This is a genomic window from Marinomonas sp. ATLA20, assembly GCF_057180105.1.
Map to the genome: position 1 here is coordinate 29,125 of NZ_JBXUKU010000006.1, position 23,256 is coordinate 52,380.

The 23,256-nt window shown below is 43.3% G+C and carries 19 protein-coding genes; 7 read left to right on the forward strand and 12 right to left on the reverse strand.

Annotated elements, in window-relative coordinates; genetic code table 11:
- The first annotated feature begins 88 nt into the window (after positions 1-88).
- The 6 genes from arfA to AC2A4J_RS11565 all read left to right on the forward strand — a co-directional run bounded on the left by arfA (position 89) and on the right by AC2A4J_RS11565 (position 6,898).
- A complete protein-coding gene (gene arfA, locus AC2A4J_RS11540) occupies positions 89-1,597 on the forward strand; it encodes an arabinosylfuranosidase ArfA (RefSeq protein WP_484176107.1) in 1,509 nt (502 codons plus the stop codon).
- Positions 1,598-1,640: 43 nt separating this feature from the next.
- On the forward strand, positions 1,641-2,741 hold the full coding sequence (locus AC2A4J_RS11545) for an ABC transporter ATP-binding protein (protein ID WP_484176108.1): 1,101 nt from the start codon (positions 1,641-1,643) through the stop codon (positions 2,739-2,741).
- A 1-nt stretch (position 2,742) separates the two neighbouring features.
- The gene (locus AC2A4J_RS11550; RefSeq protein ID WP_255825163.1) at positions 2,743-3,624 is read left to right on the forward strand and encodes a carbohydrate ABC transporter permease; all 882 of its coding nucleotides are present in this window, start codon (positions 2,743-2,745) and stop codon (positions 3,622-3,624) included.
- On the forward strand, positions 3,621-4,466 hold the full coding sequence (locus AC2A4J_RS11555; RefSeq protein ID WP_114411183.1) for a carbohydrate ABC transporter permease: 846 nt from the start codon (positions 3,621-3,623) through the stop codon (positions 4,464-4,466). Before AC2A4J_RS11550 ends, AC2A4J_RS11555 begins: the two co-directional genes overlap by 4 nt.
- Before the next feature lie 77 nt (positions 4,467-4,543).
- Positions 4,544-5,854, forward strand: a complete 1,311-nt coding sequence (locus AC2A4J_RS11560) for an extracellular solute-binding protein (protein WP_255825168.1) — start codon at positions 4,544-4,546, stop codon at positions 5,852-5,854.
- A gap of 60 nt (positions 5,855-5,914) precedes the next feature.
- Positions 5,915-6,898 carry an aldose epimerase family protein gene (locus tag AC2A4J_RS11565; protein ID WP_484176109.1) on the forward strand — a complete coding sequence of 328 codons (984 nt, stop codon included), beginning with the start codon at positions 5,915-5,917 and terminating at the stop codon, positions 6,896-6,898.
- 100 nt (positions 6,899-6,998) lie between these two features.
- On the opposite strand, the gene AC2A4J_RS11570 is transcribed toward AC2A4J_RS11565, so the two are convergent.
- The 12 genes from AC2A4J_RS11570 to thrS all read right to left on the reverse strand — a co-directional run bounded on the left by AC2A4J_RS11570 (position 6,999) and on the right by thrS (position 21,796).
- Positions 6,999-8,081, reverse strand: a complete 1,083-nt coding sequence (locus AC2A4J_RS11570; protein ID WP_484176110.1) for an ABC transporter substrate-binding protein — start codon at positions 8,079-8,081, stop codon at positions 6,999-7,001.
- A 198-nt stretch (positions 8,082-8,279) separates the two neighbouring features.
- Positions 8,280-10,247, reverse strand: a complete 1,968-nt coding sequence (locus AC2A4J_RS11575; RefSeq protein WP_255828733.1) for a methyl-accepting chemotaxis protein — start codon at positions 10,245-10,247, stop codon at positions 8,280-8,282.
- A 299-nt stretch (positions 10,248-10,546) separates the two neighbouring features.
- Complete coding sequence (locus AC2A4J_RS11580) at positions 10,547-10,777, reverse strand: hypothetical protein (RefSeq protein ID WP_255828732.1); 231 nt, start codon at positions 10,775-10,777, stop codon at positions 10,547-10,549.
- 74 nt (positions 10,778-10,851) lie between these two features.
- Positions 10,852-11,628, reverse strand: coding sequence for an electron transfer flavoprotein subunit beta (etfB, locus tag AC2A4J_RS11585; RefSeq protein ID WP_255828731.1), 777 nt, complete (start codon positions 11,626-11,628; stop codon positions 10,852-10,854).
- Positions 11,618-12,892, reverse strand: a complete 1,275-nt coding sequence (etfA, locus tag AC2A4J_RS11590; protein WP_484176111.1) for an electron transfer flavoprotein subunit alpha — start codon at positions 12,890-12,892, stop codon at positions 11,618-11,620. The genes etfB and etfA overlap by 11 nt, the downstream gene beginning before the upstream one ends.
- On the reverse strand, positions 12,892-14,817 hold the full coding sequence (locus AC2A4J_RS11595; protein ID WP_304941380.1) for a (Fe-S)-binding protein: 1,926 nt from the start codon (positions 14,815-14,817) through the stop codon (positions 12,892-12,894). The genes etfA and AC2A4J_RS11595 overlap by 1 nt, the downstream gene beginning before the upstream one ends.
- Before the next feature lie 212 nt (positions 14,818-15,029).
- Positions 15,030-17,096 (reverse strand): dimethylglycine demethylation protein DgcA, encoded by a 2,067-nt coding sequence (gene dgcA / locus AC2A4J_RS11600; protein WP_484176112.1) that lies wholly within the window; start codon positions 17,094-17,096, stop codon positions 15,030-15,032.
- 96 nt (positions 17,097-17,192) lie between these two features.
- Entirely contained in the window at positions 17,193-17,738 is a 546-nt protein-coding gene (locus AC2A4J_RS11605) for a DUF5943 domain-containing protein (protein WP_255828728.1), read from the reverse strand.
- A gap of 53 nt (positions 17,739-17,791) precedes the next feature.
- On the reverse strand, positions 17,792-18,769 hold the full coding sequence (locus AC2A4J_RS11610) for a dipeptidase (RefSeq protein WP_255828727.1): 978 nt from the start codon (positions 18,767-18,769) through the stop codon (positions 17,792-17,794).
- 278 nt (positions 18,770-19,047) lie between these two features.
- Positions 19,048-19,743 (reverse strand): VC0807 family protein, encoded by a 696-nt coding sequence (locus tag AC2A4J_RS11615; protein ID WP_484176113.1) that lies wholly within the window; start codon positions 19,741-19,743, stop codon positions 19,048-19,050.
- 511 nt (positions 19,744-20,254) lie between these two features.
- Complete coding sequence (locus AC2A4J_RS11620; protein WP_255828725.1) at positions 20,255-20,419, reverse strand: ribbon-helix-helix domain-containing protein; 165 nt, start codon at positions 20,417-20,419, stop codon at positions 20,255-20,257.
- Between the two features lie 189 nt (positions 20,420-20,608).
- A complete protein-coding gene (thrS, locus tag AC2A4J_RS11625) occupies positions 20,609-21,796 on the reverse strand; it encodes a threonine--tRNA ligase (protein WP_484176114.1) in 1,188 nt (395 codons plus the stop codon).
- 324 nt (positions 21,797-22,120) lie between these two features.
- Here thrS and AC2A4J_RS11630 point away from each other — a divergent pair, with 324 nt between their 5' ends.
- Positions 22,121-22,927: a M48 family metallopeptidase gene (locus AC2A4J_RS11630; RefSeq protein ID WP_484176115.1), complete on the forward strand. Its 807-nt coding sequence runs from the start codon at positions 22,121-22,123 to the stop codon at positions 22,925-22,927.
- Positions 22,928-23,256: the final 329 nt, after the last annotated feature.

Here is a 23,256-nt window from a genome sequence, read left to right on the forward strand (position 1 = left end):
CAATTAATATCCATTAATCGGATAATAAACAAAAAATCAGATACTTAAAAATACCTTAAATAAGTACAAAAATAAGAAAGGAGTAAGCATGCGCGCTAACGTGACTGCACACAAAGATTATGTAATTGCTAAAATAGACCCTCGCCTTTACGGCTCTTTCATCGAACATTTAGGTCGCGCTGTTTACAGCGGCATCTACGAGCCAGGCCATCCGACTGCCGACGAGCACGGTTTTCGCCAAGATGTTATCGAGCTGATCAAAGACATCGATGTACCAGTTACTCGTTACCCTGGTGGTAACTTCGTTTCTGCTTATAACTGGGAAGATGGCATAGGGCCAAAAGAAGACCGCCCGACTCGCTTAGACCTCGCTTGGCACACCTCAGAAAGCAACGAAATAGGCATTCATGAATTTGCCGAATGGGCAGAACAAGCGGGCACAGAAATGATGTTAGCAGTGAATCTTGGATCACGAGGTTTAGACGAAGCTCGCGCCTTCTTAGAATATGTTAATCACCCTGGTGGCTCTTACTGGTCTGACCTGCGTAAGAAAAACGGTCGCGAAGAACCTTGGGACGTGAAACTTTGGTGTCTTGGTAATGAAATGGATGGCCCTTGGCAGATCGGTCAAAAAACAGCAGCGGAATACGGTCGAGTCGCCTTTGAAACCGCTAAAGCCATGCGTGCCTTTGACAAGAATATCGAACTGGTTGTGTGTGGTTCTTCTTCCCCTAAAATGGCCACTTACCCAGAATGGGAAAGCACTGTTCTAGATTACACTTACGAAACCGTCGACTATATTTCTCTGCATATGTACTTCGACGACCATGAAAAGAATACCGCCAACTACTTGGCGAAAGCCAGTCTACTGGATAACTACATAGACACTATTGCGGCGGTCATTAAAACCACCAAAGCCAAAAAACGCTCTAACCACGACGTATATATTTCTTTTGATGAATGGAACGTCTGGTATCACTCCAACGAACAAGACAAAAAAATCCTTGGTGGCAACGACGGCTGGCCACATGCTCCAGCTTTGCTAGAAGACATTTACGACTTTGCTGATACCCTGCAAGTTGGCTGTATCCTGAACAGCTTTATTCGTCACAGCGACGTAGTAAAAATTGGTTGTTTGGCACAATTAGTCAACGTTATTGCCCCTATCATGACAGTGAAAGATGGCCCAGCTTGGCGCCAGTCTACTTATTATCCATATTTGTATGCTTCTCAATATGGCCGCGGTACAGCGCTCAATCTAGCAGTGCAATGCGAAAGTTACAGTACAGACTTTGCTAAAGATGTACCTTATTTAGATGTGTCTGCCGTGGAATCTGATAAAGATGGCGGATTGACCTTCTTCATCGTCAATCGCCACCCAAATGAAAGCATTGAATTGGATCTATCTCTACAAGGCTTCACACACCAGAAAGTGATTATGGATAAAGTCATGTCAGGTTATGCACTTGACGCTAAGAATGGCCCAGATGCAGAGCAAGTAGCACCAAAAGATGGTCAAGGCGCATCTGTTACGCAGCAAAAACTAACGGCAAGCATTGCTCCTATGAGCTATCGCATGATTCGACTTGGGGCGTAATACCCCAAGTTTTTCCGTTTAAAATTTGCTGAGAGAGGAAACCATGTCTGCATCTATCTCTATAAAAAATATAACAAAGCGATATGACAGTGTTACCGTTTTAGACGACATTAACCTACACATTGAAGACGGTGAGTTTGTTGTATTCCTTGGTCCTTCTGGCTGTGGTAAATCTACCCTATTGCGCATGATTGCAGGGCTAGAATCCATAACTAATGGCGCGATTGAAATTGGCGAAAAGCGCATCGACACGCTACCACCAGGGCAACGCGGTGTAGCCATGGTGTTTCAGTCCTATGCGCTCTACCCACACATGACGACACGTCAAAACATGGCGTTTGGACTAGAAAATGTGAAAGTAGCCCAAGACGACATTGATCGTCGCGTTAATGACGCAGCGAAAATCCTCGAAATCGATCACTTGTTAGACCGTAAACCTGGACGATTATCTGGTGGCCAGCGCCAACGTGTCGCTATTGGCCGCGCCATCGTCAAAGAGCCGAAAGCCTTCTTGTTTGATGAACCACTATCTAACTTGGATGCCGCATTGCGCGGCAGGACGCGATTGGAGCTAGCACAACTCCACCAGCGTCTTGGCTCGACCATGATCTTTGTTACCCACGATCAGGTGGAAGCTATGACGTTAGCAGATCGCATCGTCATCATGCACAACCAAAAAATTGAACAAATCGGCACGCCTATGGAGATTTATCAATATCCCGTTAGTCGTTTTGTGGCTGAATTTGTTGGCTCTCCACCTATGTCTATGTTGCCGATTAATAACATCCAACAAACTGCTGATGGCGTTACTGTTGAAGTCAGTGGAGCAGGAAGCGTCGCCACAGCGATTACCTTGCCACCGGAGTTTAACGCCAAAGACGCAGTAATCGGTATTAGAGCAGAAGACACTGAAGTGGTTTCTGAGCAAGAAGATGGCCTAGATTTGACCATAAAAGTCGTCGAGCGCCTTGGCGATCGTACACTTCTGTATGGCACATTGATTGATGGTACAGAGCTGATCGCGGAGGATTCAGGACGCTCAAAAGTAAAAGCTGGCGATAAGGTGAGAGTGGCAATATCACCTCATGCCGCTCATATTTTTGACGGCGATGGACTTGCTCACCACAGTCAGCTGGAGGTGTAAAATGGCAGAAAGTTATCGTCGTTCCCGTTGGTCGAATGGCTTGTTTGTCGTTCCCTATCTCAGTGTCTTTTTGACCTTGCTGGTTTTCCCCCTTGGCTGGGGAATTTGGCTATCCCTCAATAAAGTGGACTTGTTTGGTGGCGAACGCTTCATCGGCTTAAAAAACTACGCCCGTGTACTAAGTGATCCAATTTTTGGCCAAGCTGTCAAAAACACGGTCATTTTTGTTGGGGTGTCTGTTCCTACCTTAGTGGTTTTAGGTTTGTTTCTCGCATTGGCCTTGAACAAAACCACCAAGGGCTCGTCTTTCTTACGCGGCGTATTTTTTGCGTCTTCCATCTTATCTGTCACTATTGTAACGCTCATTTGGCGAATCGTTTTCATTCCTAATGACGGCTTAATGGCACTGATTTTTGAATATTTCGGTTGGCAGCCAATAGGTTTCCTATCAACCACTGGTTGGTCATTATTTTCAGTTGGTGTCGCAACGGTTTGGTGGTGTATCGGTTTGCCGATGATGTTGTTCTTAGCAGCATTACAACAAATACCGAAAGACCTTTATGAAGCCGCGGCTCTCGACAATGCTTCGCGCTGGCGAGTCCTCACGCGTATCACGCTGCCGTCGATTAAATCGACAATTATGCTGGTCGCGATTATCCAAGTCGTCATGCAATTCCAGTTATTTGGTCAGGCTCAATTGATGACAAACGGTGGCCCTGCGGGTTCGTCACGCCCCATTGTCATGTACATATACGAAGTTGGCTTCCTACGCTGGGACATTGGTATGGGCGCGGCTGCGTCGCAAGTTCTGTTTTTAATCATTCTCTGTGCCGCCATGCTGCAGTATTGGGTCAGCACTCGTAAAGAGGAGACAGACGCATGAAAGCATTAAACTACTCGCCAGAACATTTAACGTCGAACCGAAGATTGTTCTGGATAGCCGCTTTACTGGGCTTAATTATGATGGCGCCAGTGGCATGGATTATTGGTCTTTCTTTAAAGGATAACGCCGAATTACTGAAAGGTACTGAAGCCGTCTTTTCCTTTCCTTACACAATGGAAAACTATGCGAACATCTTAAAGTCATCCAGTGTTTTTGGTTGGTTTATGAATTCGATGATAGTAGCAGTCGGACAAACGTTTGGCGTCTTACTACTCTCTTCTCTCGCAGGTTATGCCTTTGCAAGACTGGAATTTCCATTTCGTAAAACAATATTCATTATTGTGTTATTTGGCTTAGCCGTACCAGAGCAAGCCGTTATCATCGCTCGTCATCAGATGTTTAACTGGTTTGATCTGCATAACACGCATATCGGTTTGATATTGCCTAACTTGTCTTCGGCGTTTGGGGTTTTCCTGATGACGCAATTCTTTCGGGCTATTCCGAAAGAAATTGATGAAGCGGCCATGTTAGATAACACATCAACTTTTCGTATCTTCTGGAAAGTACTATTACCGCTAACGCTGCCTGCACAAGCGACCTTGGGAATATTTACTTTCTTACAGGCTTGGAACGATTACTGGTGGCCGCTGATCTCAGCGACAAAGTCCGATATGTACACACTCACCATTGGTATCGCATCGTCACAAACCAACTTTGCACAATCCGAAGGGCTAGGCTTTTTAGGTGCACAGGCTATCTTTGCATCACTGCCAGTAGTGCTCGTCTATATCTTCTTTCAACGCCACATAGTCACTGCGGTATCAGGAGGAGCCGTAAAATAGCGCGAATAAGATACTTGAGTAATAGAAATTGACACTGGGCTATACAACAACAATAAAAATGAACTAGGAGAAAAATAATGAAAAAGTTACTTCTCGGAACAACCGCAGTTGGCTTATTAGCTCTCGCACCGCTGGCTAACGCCAATACCACCATTGAACTGCAACGCTTCTTTGGTGCTTGTGAAGCTGAATACGGCAAGGTCACCGATGTTTCTTCCGCTGTGGGTGAATGTGGCATCATCACCGCATTGGTTAATAAATTTGAAGCCGATAATCCTGACATCGACGTAAAGGTCACGACAGTGGAATGGCCAGGTTACGATCAGCTGAACGCTCAGCTAGCATCACGGTCGGCTCCTGATGTTGTTTCTATGCATTATTCTGCTATGTCCGATTACCAGTCTCGCGGCCTATTAGTACCGCTGGACAAACTACTAAAAGACCAGAATATCAAACCATCTGATTTTACGAACGCGGCCATCTCCAGTGTGACGAAGGAAGGCAAAGTCTATGCCTTACCATTTGATAACTGGACCATGTTATTTCATGTAAATAACAATATGATGAAGAAAGCAGACTTAATGAAATCCAATGGCAAACCGATTCTGCCAAGCAGCGCAGATGAATTATTTGCCCAAGGTAAACAATTTAAGGATGCAACTGGAAAGCCTTACTTAGTTCAAGTCACAGCAAATGAAACCGCTGTTTACGCCCGCATTTTCTACACCTTATTAATGCAGCAAGACAGCCAATTTTTCGCGGATCCAAGCCGCATTGATTTAAGTGGAAAAGAAGCAAAAGCCGCACTTACCTTGATGAAAGACATCATGGATAAAGGCTTAAGTACGACCAATATGGACTATCCTGCTGCGGTCGCCGGCTTTGCAAATGGTGCAGGCGGCATTGCCGTAAACGGTACTTGGTTAATTGGTTCTTATGATGCGCAATCAAAACAAGCCAATAATCCACTATCAAACGGTTACAGTGTATTCCCTGTGCCACAGTTTTTTAAACAAAAAGACGCCACTTATGCTGACGGCCACGGCTGGGTTGTACCACGCGGAAACCGTGACGACGAAAAAATGGCGGCCATCGGGAAACTGTTTAAATTCCTATACGATAACGACTATGAATGGGCTCGCACAGGTCATTTACCAACGGTAAAAGCCGTGATTGACAGCGATAAGTTTAAATCCCTGCCTCATCGTAGTGATATCGCGAAAGTCGCAAAAACAGGGCAAGCTCTACCCGCTCAAGTTTTACGTCAATTCGCCATACAAGACATCCTTGGTGAAGAGTTAGGGTCTGCGATTAGTGGCAACAAATCAATGGACGATGCACTGGAAACAGCGCAATATCGTATTAACGACTTGTTAGAAAACATCTAATAACCGATCTATCTACACTTTCGGGAGCTTCGGCTCCCGTTTATTTTAAAGGATACTTCCGTGAACCTAGCGCCAGATTTAAACCAAATTCAATCTATCACGCTAAAAAACGCGCAGCTTAAAGTGTCTATTCTGACACTGGGTGCGAGCATTCAATCTGTTTATCTAAACGGCCATGAGCACTCTTTAGTTTTAGGCTCTCCAAAGCTGACTGACTACCTTCAAGGGGCAAAATACTTTGGTGCAGTTGTCGGCCGAGTAGCAAACAGAACCAATAAAGGGCATGCCGTAATAGGTGGAAAAACTTTCCTACTCCCTCCTACCCTACCTGAAGCCCATCACCTACATGGTGGCCCAGATGGAACAGGCAGTAAAAATTGGTCTATCATCGAGCAAAGTGACGACATGGTACACCTGCAAACTAAGCTCGCTGACGGTGAGATGGGTTATCCAGGCAATATGATTGTGAATGTGTTTTATCGCCTGATCGATAGCGCATTGGAAATGGAAATTACGGCAACCACAGATCAACTGACAATTTGTAACTTTGCCGGCCACAGTTACGTTAACCTTGATGGCACAGGTTCTATCTTGGACCATCAACTGAGCATTCAAGCAGACCATTATTTACCTGTCGATGCAGAATTAATTCCAACAGGCGAAGTCACACCAACCGCAGACAGTGCGTTTGATTTTCTACAAATGCGCACTATTGGCCGTGAGGACTACCCAGAGCTGGATACCAATTTCTGCTTATCTCTTGCTAGCCATCGCCCGTTACAAACGGTTGCCACCCTTAAAGCCCCTATCACGGGACTGACATTGCACTACCAGACAACCGAACCGGGATTGCAAGTTTACGACGGTCGCCATATTCAACTGAGTGCCGAATCTAATATTAACCAAGGCGCTTTATCGGCATACGCAGGCCTTGCCCTTGAAGCCCAACACTGGCCTGATGCGATCAACCAGTCACATTTCCCGCCAATATTACTGGCGCCTGAAGACACTTATCGACAAGTTACACGCTACGTCTTTGAATGATTTTTGAGTTAATCAAAGAATAAAAAAACAAAAAAAAGGGGCTTTCTACTGTCCATGTAGAAAGCCCCTTTTTCTTGCTTAGAGCAAGTATCAAATCTATTTACAGTGCCAGAGTAAAGGTTCCTTCTGGCGTTACAGGAAGGTATTTTTTATAAAAGTCTAAATAAGCTTTTTCAGGATTCAAATCAGCGAACAAATCTGGATACATAGCTTTTGCATAGAATTCAATCATAGCGGCATCAAAAATAGTACGGCATGCGCCATGATAAGCAGCATACAAACGATTATTTTTAACTGCATTAATAGACGACCAACCTAAGCGATTTTTATAGCCTTCTAAACGCTTGCGGGCTTCCGCTCTATCAACACCTTGACCCATGATCATTGAATCAGAGCCTTTGCCTGTTTCATAACCTGTGATAACGATGACATCAGGGTTTGAAGCAATCACTTGCTCAGGGTTCAATTTCCCCCACCACTCAACAAACGGCGCAGAAATATTGTCGCCACCTGCCATAGTAGAAATCGCACCCCACATGTTTTTACCAAAGGTAAAACCAAGCTCTTGTACACCAGAAGCACCGAACTCTGTATACACTTTTGGAGTTGGCAGATTAGCATCAGCAAGGCGCTTACTTATGCTTTCAACCGTTTTTTTGTAGTCAGCCGCAATAGTCGCTGCGCGTTTTTCTTGCCCTGTAATCACACCAATTAACTCGGTGCTCTTAATATGGCGTTCTAAGGTTTGCGCGTTGTAATCAACAACAATTACTTTTACACCAGCATTTTCAAGACGCTCAATGTCGGTACCTAATCCCTTGTATTGCCAGTCAGCTAACATCAAAACATCTGGTTTCAAGCTAATGACTTTTTCAATAGAGAAAGTTTGCGTATCAACTCGACCAATACCCGGAATATCATCTAATGACGGACGATGCTTAACGTACATTTCCCAGTTAGCTTGACGTGCCTGCCAAATGTATTTCGACATACCCACAACCTTGTCGTAAGCGGCTTCAGTTCCAATAGCCATATAATCTTCAGGGTAAAATCCAACAATTACACGCTGTGCTGGAGCATTAAATGTCACATTACGACCAAGAACATCTTTCACCGTAACTTGATCTGCCCAGGAAGCACTCATAAAGAGAGTGAGCAAAAGCACTACAAACGATTTAATCATCTTACACCTTTATTAGTAAATTTAGACAAGTATGATAATCGTTATCACTTGTTTTTTAAAACCAAATATTGAAATTTTTAACTTTAAATTTCAACTCACTCAGTAAACATAAATGCTAATCACGGAAAAGCTCGAACCCAAAGTAAAAAGACCACTGTTAAGTGGCCTTTGTGTACTCAATACTAGCAAAAACGTCGCTTATTCGGTTCGGAATCTAACAACCATCGAATGTAGCTCTTTGCTTAACTGATCTTGCTGCTTACATAGCTCAGCAACGTCACCAGAAATACCTGAAACTCGATGCGCTGATTCACTAATAGAATTAATATTTCCATTAACATCTTCAGTGACTGCACGCTGTTCTTCAGCAGACGCGGCCGTTTGCATAGTCATATCGCGCATTTGCTTAACCACTTCTTCAATTTGCTCAAAAGATTCAAGCGCTTGGTTTGATAAACCAATTGCATTTTCCGACTCGGCTAAGCTTGTCACCATTGAATCCGACGCTTGCTTGGTTCGATTAGCAAGAAGCCCTAAAATGTTACTAATTTGCTCCGTCGATTCTTGTGTACGCCCTGCAAGCGTTCTCACCTCATCTGCAACAACAGCAAAACCTCGACCTTGCTCTCCAGCTCGAGCCGCTTCAATAGCAGCATTTAGTGCTAACAAATTAGTTTGCTCGGCAATCGCTTGTATAGTCGATAAAATCTGATTGATATTGGTCGTTTCTTTTTGCAGCTCTGTAATGATTAGATTCGAATCTTTCAAACGATCGCCCAAACGGTTAACGCCTTCTGCACTATTTTTAAGAAGTTTTTTACCTGCTATCGTCGTTTCTAGGCCCTTCTCAGAAAATTGAGCAGAATTAGCGCAACTTTCTGCTGCTTCATTCGATGCTATTAGCATTTGCTGACCCGCTTCAGAAATTAACTCGATAGACTGCAACTGGCCTGCTGTCGCTTTAGCCACATCACTTGCTTTCGCCGATGTCTCAGCTGCAATCTTATCAATCTGCATACCTGATCTTTTAATACCAACTATAAGCAACCTTGTAGATTCAATGAATTGATTGAACCAATTAGACAATGTTCCTGTTTCATCTTTAGTCTTGATTTCAATCTGAGAAGTTAAATCCCCCTCACCTTCTGCCAAGATGCGCAAGTGATTAGAAACTGATTCAATAGGCGTGATTAGCTTTTTCGACATAATATATGCAACAAAGCCAAAAACAATCAGCAACAATATACATACGATAATAGTTGTTTTAATTAGTTTTGATGTACCAGAGTAGATTTCAGAGGCTGGCATAAAACCGACGAACTTCCACTTTAAATTAGGGGAGGTATAAACATTAGCGTAATACTCTTCGCCATTAAGCTGAAAACCAACAACACCCGAAGAGGTTTGAGCTATTTTTTTATAAGCTTCACCAGCAAGATCGCCAATTTTCTTGAAATTATTTTCAGGGTGTTCTGCATCAACTAAAATAGTACCTGTATTTTCGACAACCATAACACTGCCAGCATTACCAAGTTTGGATTTGTTTGCCATATCAATTAAGGTTTTTATAGACACATCGACGTTAATCACCCCACCAACAGCATTTCCTTTGTTGTAAGTACTCACGGCAGAGATATAAATGGAATCGTCTGCTTCCCAGTAATAAGCATCCCGCATCACCACTTTACCTGGATTCTCCATTGCTTTTGTATACCAAGAGCGTTGCTTAGGATGATAGTCCGCATATTCATATGTACCCGGCCACTCAAGGTAGCCGTCAGATTCGTCACCTAAATACAAATAGGCAAAGTTTGGATTGTTCTTAGCAATGGCCGCAAACATATTATACAACTGCGCTTCACGCCCACCGTTTTGTTTAGCCACTTCACGGGGAGCTTTTCCTTTTTGCTCATGGTAAGTAGTAAGAGCTTCAGCATCAGGGGAAATAACCAGATCGCTATCGGAAATATAGCCAACAATATAATTCACATCGGTTAAGAACTGATTAAATGACTTTTCAATCGCACTTAACGTCTGACCACTATTTTTAGAGAAGCTCTCAAGCGCTTGATTTGAGGCTAGATAAGCCGTTATAGAGCTAACAAACAGCACAGGTAGAACAGTCGCAATTGAAAAAGCTATTAATAACTTAGTTTTAATTCTCATAATATCTACACAACTCGTTAAATAAAGTAACCAAAATCCATTTTAAGCATCTTCCATTTCTAAAAAAATGCTAGCGTTAAATTTTTATTCCTGAATAAAATTTAGCACAAGCCAAAGACTAGCTATAGATGTATGGATTGTGAAAAATTAAAAATACAGAAAGTGAGAATTTATAGACTTTTTTATGATAAGTAAAATTTATATTTAATAAATAAATAAAAAAAAGCAACCAATTAAATATTAATTAGTTGCTTTTTTTAAAAGGATAACTGAAGAATTAAACTATTAATAAGTGAGTTCTAACTGAAGGCTGCCAATACGCTCGACACTTCAGGTAAAACAGTTGTCGTATCCTTTTGCATTTCAGTACAAAGGTCTTTTACGAAGGGAGTTTGTTCAGGATACGCTTGTAGCCACGACAACACAGCCGACTGCACTTCTGCTAAGCTTTGCTCTTGAGTCACTGGCGCTCCAAGAGCGATGAGTCTTTCTTTAAAGTCGACTTCGTCGACCAAATCTACAATCATCATATTGCATACCTATAAACAAACAATCTGTTCAATCAATAACCAACGGGGACTATAGCTTATACCTAAACGCACACTTAGCGAACCACTTTCTCTTCTAATAAGAGATCAAATATCGCTTGTGCTTTTTCAGCCGCCGTTTCGTCCTTCATTACCTTACCACCACCGCCGACTGGTTTTGCAGTCGCTGCCTTCATTCGATCTGCGGCCGTTTTTGCCTTAACTACTTTAATCCGCTTAGGGCGAGGTTTCGCGGTACTAATCTGCCATTGACTGGCAGCCTCATCGGTTACAGCATTCACGTTTAAAACGTTTAGCTCCGCTCTCAACCCTGGACCAAATGCGGTTTGGCGTGCTTCTTGCGCCGCGTTATCAACACTGGCGATAAAAGGCAGTTTGACAGTCACAGCTCGACGCTGCCCACGCGGCAATGCCAAAAGCACTTCGGCTTCACCATCTTTCACGTTCAAAATCTCAGCCACACGAGGAACTAACGGCCAACCCAGTTGCTCTGCTAACAGATATGGTAACATGCCAGATGACTCTCCGCCTTCAGCACGAACACCAGTCAGCACCACATCGATATGTTTATCTTGTAAAAACGAAACAAGAATAGGCAACGCATCACAATGACGCTCTTGCTCCAATACCGTTAACGACGACAACCCCATACCTGCGTATTGTCGAAGCACTGACTCTTGCGCATTCCCAGCGTGCACTACAGTTAATGCTTTGCCTGCAAGTTTTAAACCCAGTTCTACCGCGCGTCCATCTTGTTCAGCACGACGAGCACGACCAGATTGTGGATGGCGCCCTACAGACACTAAAGAAACCACATTGATATTAGGCTGCATCGCTTTTCTCCCCTTGGTCTTTAGATGATGCATACTGTTGAGCAAGTTTAGTAAGCTCTTCTAAAATTTCTTCACTATCTGCGATAACAGCCAGATCCGCACGTTTTACCATGTCACAGCCCGCGTCTGTATTAATGGCAATTACCTTGTCACACTGACCAATACCCTGCATATGTTGAATCGCACCAGAGATACCAACAGCAAGGTAAACTCGAGCAGTAACCCAAGTACCAGAGGCACCAACTTGGCGTGCACGAGGCATAAAGCCATCGTCCACCGCAACGCGACTTGCTCCTTCTGTTGCACGCAAAGCAGCGGCAGCACCATGGAACTGATCCCAGTTATGAATACCATTACCAGCAGACAAAATGAATTCGGCTTCTGCTAACGGCACCGCATTTGAATCGACAGCGATTAAGCCTTTATCAACAACTGCTGGAGATGCTTGTTCAACACCATCAACAGAAATTGGCAATACCTGATGACGAGTTTCGTCTATCGCATCACCACATTCTTCCAGTAAAGTTAGAATACGTGGTGTCTCACGCAAAATATCTTGGCTAGCAGACGCGCCACGGCAAACCGTTTGTTCAGCATTTACTTGCCATGCCTGAGTAGCAAGACGCTCACCCAATCGAGCAGATAAGCGACAAGCTAAATCCATTCCGCCATGAACACTATCAGGAAACAACCAATGAACAGGTTTATATTGTGTTTCTATTTGCTGCAATACAGCTAGCCTAGCTTCTGGTGCAAAACCGTCATACTGCTCACCTTCTAAGTGAATCAAACGGTCAACACCTGCTAGATCGCATTGAGTTTCTTTATTTTCGCCAAAGCACACCAGTGTCACAGCACCATTGCGTTTGGCGACCAACTGATGCGCCAAACCAAGAATATCTTTATCGTGACCAGTCAAACGACCGCCGACCATATCTGCCACAACCATGATATAAAAATCTGGGTTCTCGACAGTATGCAAAGGCAACTGTACTTCTTTTGCTTCGCCTGAGCGTTTTTTACCGCCAGCGCCAGCAGACGACACGTTTGCCCTATCGATTCGCTTAATGCCGTTTGGACCAATAAACCCAATGACATGTGGATTCTTACGCAGTAAACCAGATGGTCCGCGCACTTCTCCACTTCCAGCTTGCATCATTTCGCTATGCAAAGGATGCAAGCGGTTACGTGCAATCCATTCAGCTCTAGGATCTCGTCGAAACAGGTTATCTAAAGAGCTATCTTTTGATGATAAATCGCTCATCAGTGTGCCTCCTCAATTAGCTGCCCAGCAAGAATTTCAGCAATATCTTTTACCACTGGACGTGGCTCTACGACACCTTCAAGCATAGCAGTACATTGCTGACAACCGACCGCGACCATGTCTGCGCCAGTACTAGTAACATCTTCCATACGCATATCAGCAATACGACGTTCACCAGGGATATCAGTAATAGGGGCACCACCGCCGCCGCCACAACAGCGTGAACGGAAACGAGAACGTTCCATTTCAGCGATTTCAATACCTAAGCTTGCAAGTAATTCTCGCGGCGCTTCATACTCTCCGTTGTAACGACCTAGATAACAAGGATCGTGGTAGGTCACTTTACTGCCTTGAAGAGGGTTCAAGTTAAAGCGATCTTCTTTGATCAAGCGATTCAAAAATGTCGTATGGTGCAGCACTTCCACGTCTTTCAACGCATCAGAACCAAAATCACCGTATTCATTTTTCAAACAATGAAACGCATGTGGGTCTGTCGTAACAATGGTTTTAAAGCGATATTTCGACAAAGTGGCCAAATTGCGTTTCGCCAAACTTTGGAAAGCCGCATCATCACCCAAACGACGGGCAACATCACCACTATCAAGCTCTTCATCGCCTAAAATTGCTACATCAACATTCGCGGCTTTTAACAGCTTCACAAAAGAACGTAAAATTCGCTGGCTACGCATGTCAAAAGCACCATCAGATACCCAAAACAGCACATCAGCCTGTTTTACATCTTTCATTACTTTAAGGTTCTGATCGGCAGCCCAGTGAGTACGACTTGCTGGAGAGTAACCATTTGGGTTATCGGTAGCGATAATATTTTCTAATACTTGAGCGCCTTTATTAGGAGTATCGCCCTTTTCTAGTGTCAAGAAGCGACGCATATCGACAATGGCATCCACGTGCTCTATCATCATAGGACATTCTTCAACACAAGCTCGGCACGTTGTGCAAGACCAAAGTGTATCTGGGTTTACCAAACCATCAGTAATAATCTGATTCGGCGCACCTTTAGCATTACCAACTTCAACACCTGGGTATGCACTACCAGCGTATTTTTCATCTGTACCACCAGCAAAACCCACCACCATATCTTGAATAAGTTTTTTAGGATTCAATGGCTGACCTGCTGCAAACGCAGGGCAAACGGCTTCACAGCGACCACATTGTACGCAAGCATCAAAACCTAACAATTGGTTCCATTTGAAGTCTGTTGGCTTAGCCACACCATGTACCGCTTTCACGGTCACGCCATCGCCAAAATCAACAGGTTTTAAGCCGGTAGAACGACCGCCACCAAAACGCTCTGAACGTCGGTGGAAAGCAAGATGCAAAGCCCCAGCGAAAGCATGCTTCATTGGCCCGCCCCATGTCATGCCAAATAGCATTTCACTCAAGCTCATTAGGATCAACGCAGACAATACTAAAGTCAGCGCCCAACCACCAAACCCCTCAGGTAATATCCCAGCAGCAGGTAAGGTCAATACGAAAAAGGTAATAGAAAACGTCAGCAAGCTTTTTGGCAAACGCATCCACGGCCCTTTAGAAAGGCGAGATGGTGGATTTAAACGACGTTTTGCTACGAACAGAGCACCACAAAACATCAACACCAAAGCACCCAATAAGGCCCAAGCGAGAATCTCACTTTTCACGCCAAACAGGTGAACAAACACGACCAACACCATCGCTAAGACAAAACCGCCGCCTGTCGCTACGTGGGTACGAGACATATATTTATCGCGTTCTACTACATGGTGAAGATCATGCAAATAGCGCTTTGGCATCGCGAACAAGCCAGCCAGAAAGTCAACTTTTTCAGCTTGACCTGCACGCCATAGATTCATACGACGGATCGCACCAATCCCCGCTAGCACAAGAAGAACACCAATTAAAGTTGGAGGTAACCAATCAAGAATCATCTTAAACCCTCATTCATCGGGCATATTGAAAACAGAAAAACCATGAAAAGATGGAATGAGCGATTTAAAAACAAAGCAAAAATGAACAAAAAATGATGACCTAAATTGGTCTTTGCTCTAAGTAATCAAAATACTAATTCGTATTTGTATTACCTAGACATGCATTTCAAGTTCATTTTTAACTTTGTTTTTACTAACTCAACTATCGCTTCTTATAGGTCTTTGCAAAGGCGAAGTGCATCATACATAGCAGCGTGAACATTACGCTGGGACACACAGTCTCCTAAACGCCACAAGATCATGCCTTCATCTGAACTACCGTCTAGTACAGGCTGCGGTTTGATATCAAATAAAGCTTCGTTATCAATTTGCCCTTTATTACGTGAGCTTTCTTTCAGCGCGTAATACAAGCCTTCATTTGGACGAATACCGTTTTCAATGACTACCTGATCAACGACACGCTCTTCTTTCTGTGCTGTATACTCATTTTCAAGCACTGCGACTAAGCTATTACCTTCACGATACACTTTATCTAGCAGCATATCGGATGTCATGATCACTTCTCGCTCGTACAAAGAACGATAGTAAGTTGGGAAAGTAGTACCACCCACCCCGACACCAGGTTTAATATCATCTGTGACCAATTCTACCAAAGAGCCTTTTGATGCAAGGTAATCCGCTGCAGACATACCAGAGAACTCACAAATAGTGTCGTATACCAAGACATTTTTACCTGGCTCAACAGCACCACTCAGAATATCCCAAGAAGAAACAACCAAGCCTTCTTCAGCGCCCCACTCTTCATTCTGATCGATAAATGGACGACCACCTGTTGCTAAAATACACACATCAGGATTCAATTCTTTAACCATTGCCTCATCCGCTGCAGTATTTAAACGTACATCAACACCTAAGCGCTCTAATTCCATAACCAACCAACGAGTAATACCCGCAATTTGATCACGTTGAGGCGCTTTAGCAGCAAATACTAACTGCCCACCTAGCTCATCAGCTTTCTCAAGCAAGGTCACTTTATGGCCTCGTTCTGCTGCAACACGAGCCGCCTCTAATCCACCAGGACCACCACCTACAACTAGCACGTTACGAATAACGCCTGTGGTTTTCTCAATAATATGTGGCAAGCCCATGTATTCACGTGATGTTGCCGCATTCTGGATACACAAAACATCCAAACCTTGGTACTGACGATCGATACAATAGTTCGCGCCAACACATTGACGGATCTGATCAACCTGATCCATTTTGATTTTGGCAATGAAATGTGGATCGGCAATATGAGCACGAGTCATACCAACAAAGTCTACGTAACCCGCTTCGATAATACGCTTAGCTTGGTTCGGATCTTTGATATTTTGTGCGTGAATAACCGGCACTTTAACCACTTCTTTGATACCAGCTGCCAAGTACAAGAAAGGCTCAGGCGGGTAGCTCATGTTTGGAATAACGTTAGCTAAGGTATTGTGAGTATCACAACCAGAACCAACCACACCAAAGTAATCCACCATGCCAGTCGCATCGTAGTATTGAGCAATTTTTTTCATTTCTTCATGGCCCAAGCCATCAGGATGAAACTCATCACCCGTGATACGCATACCCACAACAAAATCTGGTCCTACTTCGGCACGAACGGCTTTTAGCACTTCCATACCAAACTTCATGCGCCCCTCAAACGTTCCGCCCCATTCGTCGGTACGTTTGTTTACGCGTGGAGACCAGAACTGGTCGATCATATGTTGGTGAACAGCAGACAGTTCTACACCATCTAAGCCGCCATCTTTGGCACGACGTGCTGCTTGAGCAAAGTCACCAATGATGCGCCACATTTCTTCAACTTCAATGGTTTTACAGGTCGCACGGTGAACCGGCTCACGAATACCAGAAGGAGACATTAGGTTAGGCCAGTTTTCACCATCCCAACGAGAACGACGTCCCATGTGAGAAATCTGAATCATTATTTTCCCGCCGTGCTTATGAACTGCATCAGCAAGATTTTGAAAATGTGGAATAATTCGATCAGTGGACAAATTCACTGAACTCCACCAGCTTTGTGGGCTGTCTATAGAAACAACACTTGAACCACCACAAATACACAAGCCACAGCCGCCTTTGGCTTTTTCTTCGTAATACTTCACATAGCGATCAGTTGTCATGCCGCCATCAGTGGCGTACACCTCAGCGTGTGCCGTACTGACAATACGATTGCGGATGGTTAATTTATTAATATTGAGGGGCTCGAACAACGCATCATACTGGGACATAACATCCTGCCTTCTTGGAAACGACGTTTAACTTTTACTGTGTTGGTTGCCACCTGCCCGTGGCAACCTCATACATTTAAGTTTTGATTAAAAGATCTAAAGTGGAGAAACTTGGAAATAACCTACATCACAACCTTCTTCGGCTGCGCTCTGGGTTTGAACTGCTTTAGTACGAGTGGCCAAACCTTTACTTTCTAAGATTTGATCCAACGCACCAGCAAACCAACCGGTAAACATGTAGTCTATTTTTCGGTTCACTTTTTTACCGTGAATTTTTTCGTAGTGGTAAACAAAAGCGGAGTTTTCTAAACGTACTTTTGCTGTACCTTTTTCAATGTCTAGCTCTTCTGTAATAAAGAAGCCCCAGCCACGTTGTGAAAGACGTTTTAAATAATGGTGCCAAATTTCTTCACCATAAATACCATGGCACTCAGATTCTTGTTCACACCAAAAGTAAGCAGACTTATAACCTGCTTTATAAAGAATCTCGGCATAACGCTCAGCACCGATTTCATCTTCAATACCCATGTGATTATTCACGAAGAAGTGACGAGGCACATACAACATAGGTAGTGCATCTGTCGTCCAAACACCGGTTTCATCATCAACAACAATTGGCATTTCTGGAGCATGTGTAGACATGTTTAATTCCTTAAATTCTTTTCGTTAAGATCAAATCCTGTAAAGCAGTCGCTTTACTCACCCCAAACTTCGTGTAAAAGATTTACCCAGTTTTCACCCATAATCTTCACTACTTGACGCTCGCTAAAGCCACTTTTCAATAAGGCTTCTGTCAAGTTAGGGAAATCACCCACAGTACGCATACCTAGTGGATTAATGATTTCACCAAAGCGCGTTAAACGGCGGGCATAGCCTTTATCATGTGTTAGGTATTCAAAAAAATCTTGTCCGTGACCTTGAGTAAAGTCAGTACCAATACCGATCGCATCTTCACCAACGATGTTATAAATGTATTGAATCGCTTCTACATAATCATCAATCGTTGCGTTAATACCGGCTTTTAAGAAAGGAGCGAACATAGTCACACCAACAAAACCGCCGTTATCAGCAATAAACTTAAGCTCTTCGTCTGTACGATTACGAGGATGCTCTTTCAAACCCGATGGCAAGCAATGAGAGTATGCGACAGGTTTTTTCGATTCGATAATGACTTCTTTCGCCGTATTTGCTCCAACGTGAGACAAATCACACAACATACCGACACGGTTCATTTCCGCCACGATCTCGCGACCATAGCCTGACAAGCCACCGTCACGTTCGTAACAGCCTGTACCCACCAAGTTTTGTGTGTTGTAGCACATTTGCACAATGCCAACGCCAAGGTCTTTAAATACTTGTACGTAACCAATTTGATCTTCAAACGCATGAGCATTTTGAAAGCCCATCATCACACCAGTTTTGCCTTCGGCTTTAGCACGGTGAATGTCTTTCGTCGTATAAACTTTTGTAAGCAAATCACTATTTGCTTCGATCAGCTGGTTCATTTCAACAATGTTGCGAACCGTCCCTTCAAAGTTTTCCCAAAATGACACAGTGCAATTTGCTGCGGTCAATTTACCCTTAGACATATCTTCGAATAACTCGCGATTCCACTTAGCACAAATCAAACCGTCAATAATAATGGACTTATCGTGTAGCTCTGCTGCGTTCATTGTTCTTCCTTACCTATCAAATTGGTAAAATATCAATGAACTCAGTGTAATTTTTCGGTACAGGGGGGAGGTGGCTGGAAACGACTAGAGGTAGACTAAAAGCGACTTTCTATCTTTTACTTCGTCGTAGAATGCGACAAGCTAACCGCCTTAGGCACTTAGCTAGTTATTCCTTCCTTTAATTCAGCGCAAGCTAATCGGATAACGTTTACCCGCCATAAAAAAGCACAGTACAGAATGGGCCATCCCCTTTCTCAAGGGAATGGCAGAGGATGGGGTTATTTCTTAACAATTAAGTCTTCTAGTTTCAATCCAGTGGCTTTTTGGATGCTACGCCATAGATAATAAAATATCGCCATTAGCATGATCATCGATGGAATGGCGATCATTGGGTAGCTGTATAAAGTCATTTGACCTAGTTCTTCATTAAAGGCTTCCGTACCCGCTGGGCTGGTGACGATCCACTTCGCCAAGACATAATTCATCGTTGCAGAGAAGGCAAAAGAACATGCGATAAAGTATGTGGCTTTCATTAAGCGCTTTTCGAACATTGCGGTACTGTTGTTCTCTTCTAGCTTTTGCTTGATGGTATCGACATCCATGATCGCCGCATTAAAGAACATTGCTCGCACCAAGGGATAAGGCGTAAAGGTCGAGATCAAAACAGCAATACCAATGACGGCTGGAATCGCCGCTTCTTTAATCGCTAACCATTTATTGTCCAGCTCAAACAAGCCAATACTGCCTGTTAACAACACACTCACCAAACCCAGCAAAGCGATGAAGTTAAACTTGCGGTACTTTATTAACTCATAAATCCCCCAACCAAGAGGAAACGCCAACGCCGCCAGCAAACCTCCGGTTGTACCCAACTTATCTTCACCACTTAACTTCATCAAAATGACAGATGGCAAGATAACACTAACAATAAGATCAACCATCGGACGTGGTTTATGTGTAGGAGTACTGTTCATAATTTTCGGGTTCCAACTTTAATTCAAATTCTAATGGCGACTATCATAAAGGAAAAATACGCTCGGTAGTGAATAGACAGTGATTTTTGGCAGAAGTGCCAGAGGTTTTGTGGATTTCATCCAGTACCTATCCACTCTTATCTTCCAAGAGAAAGATGCATCTTTGGGTAATCAAGTATATTTGTTTCTTCTCAATAGCTTTGAGCTGCAAGTCTATTCCGCCCTGCTGGGCGTGTAACTTTTGCCCAGATCCGCAAAAGTAACCAAAAGGTCTCTTTATCTGGCTTTCGCCCAAACGTCTCACTCATTTTATTTAATGACATGTTTAGCAAGACGATTTATACCGTAAGGCATAGATTGTTTTTGCTGTTTTTAGGAAGGATATTTTTAACTGACTCTGAAACTCCATAAGGTCGCGCAACGCTGTTGCGTCGAACTGACTTCTTCGTAGCTAATCAATGGTGTAATGAGAACCTATTTTTGATTGGCCCCCCAACACTCCAAGTAACACCTAAAATTCGCCATCCATTTCTTTCATCAATTCATCATAGCTATACTCAACTTCACCACTATCGATGCCCTCTTGAATAAGACTTTGAAGTGTTTTCAGTTTCGTATCCTTGTCGGTATTAGGTTGCTTGCCATTGTCGGTGCTGGTTTTTGTGTTTTTATCCATTTGTATTTTTATCCATTTGTCTTTCTCTTGCGTTTACGCATGTTCATCATTTTTTAACAAAGTCTAAGCTTAGTATGTAACTACAACAAACACTGCGATATTCTTTCAACGTTTAACCAACCCAATAAGAAAAAGGCCGCCAATTGCTTGGCGGCCTATCTGGTTTCGCTGGTCATAATTTGCTCCTTTTTATCTAAAATTTTGTTTGGCTTTGAGGAAGGAGATCAGTTCTTCCTTGTTGATCATTTCAATGTGCTTTCCTCGGCGGATTGTCAATTTTCCCGCTTGGGCTTCTTGCTCACCTATTATGACGATGTTGGGGATTTTCAGTTCGAAACTGCGTTTAATCTTACGCCCAACCGAGTGATCACCAAATTCACAAGCGACATTGATGCCTTGTTGCTCTAGGTCTGCTCTTAGCTGATTAGCGTAGTCTAAGACGGAATCATTAACAGTCACTAATGCGATGGGTTGCGGATGTATCCATTCTGGCAATACGCCTTGTGATGCTTCCAGCAATATGCCAATCCAGCGCTCTATGGAACCATAAACGGCTTGATGTAGAATAATAGGTTGCTCCACTTTGCCCTGCTCATTGTCGAATTCTAATTCGAAACGGTCTGATAAATTGAAGTCCAGTTGTATTGTTCCACATTGCCAAACTCGTCCCATGGCATCTTGTAATGCCAGCTCAATTTTTGGCCCATAAAACGCGCCCTCTCCAACTTGAATGTCGTAAAGAACATTTTCTGCCTGACAGGCTTCTTTAAGTATGTCTTCCGCACGTCGCCACGATGCATCGTCACCTAATGCTTTCTCTGGTTGAGTAGAGATTTTTACTTGTAGCGCCTGATAGCCATAGTCGTTATAAATCTGCTTCGCTCGCTGAAGAAACTGGCCAACTTCCTGCTTCACCTGTGACCAAGCACAAAAAACATGGGCATCATCTTGAGTAAACTGCCTCAATCTTAGGCATCCATTTAATGAACCGGATGATTCATTACGATGCACTAAACCAAATTCAAATAGCTTCAGTGGTAAGTCTCGATAGCTGTGTACGCCGCGTTTATACATCAATATATGAGCAGGACAAGACATAGGTTTTAAAGCGTATTCTTGCTCGCCATTTTGCTCGCCACCAAAGAACATATCTTGAGCGTACATATCCATATGACCAGATATGTGCCATAGCTCTTTTTTCATTAACTGAGGTGTACGCACTTCTTTAAAGCCATATTGACGATAACAGCGTCGCATGTGCTCTTGTATATTTTGAAACAAATGCCAGCCATTGGGATGCCAAAATAGCATTCCTGGGGCTTGTTGCTCTGAATGGAATAAATCGAGTTGTTCCGCAAGTTCGCGATGAGTTTTCATACCTTTCTCCTAACGAAAGATTTTTAGTGAAATACTCTGAGCGAACAACAAGGTATAGACATAAAAAAGCCCTCTGGCGATTCGCTCAGAGGGCTTTTTTATCAAATAGCAGCTACCCTCCAAACAACCTTGCGGTCGTGGTGGTAGAGGCGCTGTATTGAAAAAAACTTAATAAAGGATTCATGGGAATATTTTTATCATTTAAATCTCGTTCTTACAATGACTAGGTTTGGAAAAGTTCCCATTTGCTTCTTGTGAAAGCCCTTCTCTATAATGGCGGTCATGCTCAACAGTCTAGGCAGTTTTTTTAAAGGCGGTTTTATCATGGTGTTTATGAAGGTTTCTTTTAAAGCGGTTCTGGCGGCGACGTTGGTTGTAATGGTGGGTTGTAGCTCTTCACCGACGGGCCGTAAACAGTTTGCGGTGTTGCCTGATAGCCAGATGAATGAAATGGGTGTTCAGTCTTTTACGGAAATGAAGAAAGAAACACCAGCATCATCAGATGCAAAGTTGCGTGAGCAAGTACAATGTGTGGCGGACTCATTGATTGCAGTGTTACCAGATAAATACCGCAAGCAAGACTGGGAAGTGGTGTTGTTTAACGATGATCAGGTAAATGCGTTTGCTCTGCCAGGTTACAAAGTAGGCGTTTATACCGGTTTATTAAAAGTGGCGGAAAATCAATCCCAACTTGCTGCAGTCGTGGGTCATGAGTTAGCCCATGTAATCGCAAGACACGGTAATGAACGTGTTTCAACTCAGTTGGCAACAAGCCAAGCCCTAGCGCTGGGTTACCAATTAAGCGGTGAAGAGTCACCAGAAAAAATCGCGATATTCCAAGCACTGGGTCTTGGAGCACAAATCGGTATTATTTTGCCTTTTAGCCGATCCCATGAGTCTGAGGCCGATTTGCTTGGTTTAGAATACATGGCAAAAGCAGGCTTTGACCCTCGCGAAAGCGTTCAGTTATGGCGCAATATGAGCGCTGGCGGTGAAAGCAAAACGCCTGAGTTACTATCAACTCACCCGTCAAATGCTAACCGCATTAAAAACTTACAAGCTAATTTAGCCAAAAATGTACCGATTTATGAATCCTTGATTAAACAAAACAAAGGCGCTAAATGTTACTAATTTTTTAATTAGGCTAGTAAAGACGAGTCATCATTAAAACTCGTCTTTACTATTATTCATTAAAAGATAACTACGATATTTTCTCTTTATTACAAGCAATATCTATAAGCTTAATTTATAGCACCCACTGAAATGCCATAAACAACACAAAACACATTCGATAAATAGACTTAAACCCCTTAGTTTTAAGGCATTATTGTCTCTCAGTAACATTTGGAAACATTTCAGTAAAACTCTTTGTGATATTATCCAGCCAATTTACTGAAGTTTGTTATTACCCATTCCGAGCATTCATTTCATAGTAAAACTAGCAGAGCAATATTATGAAT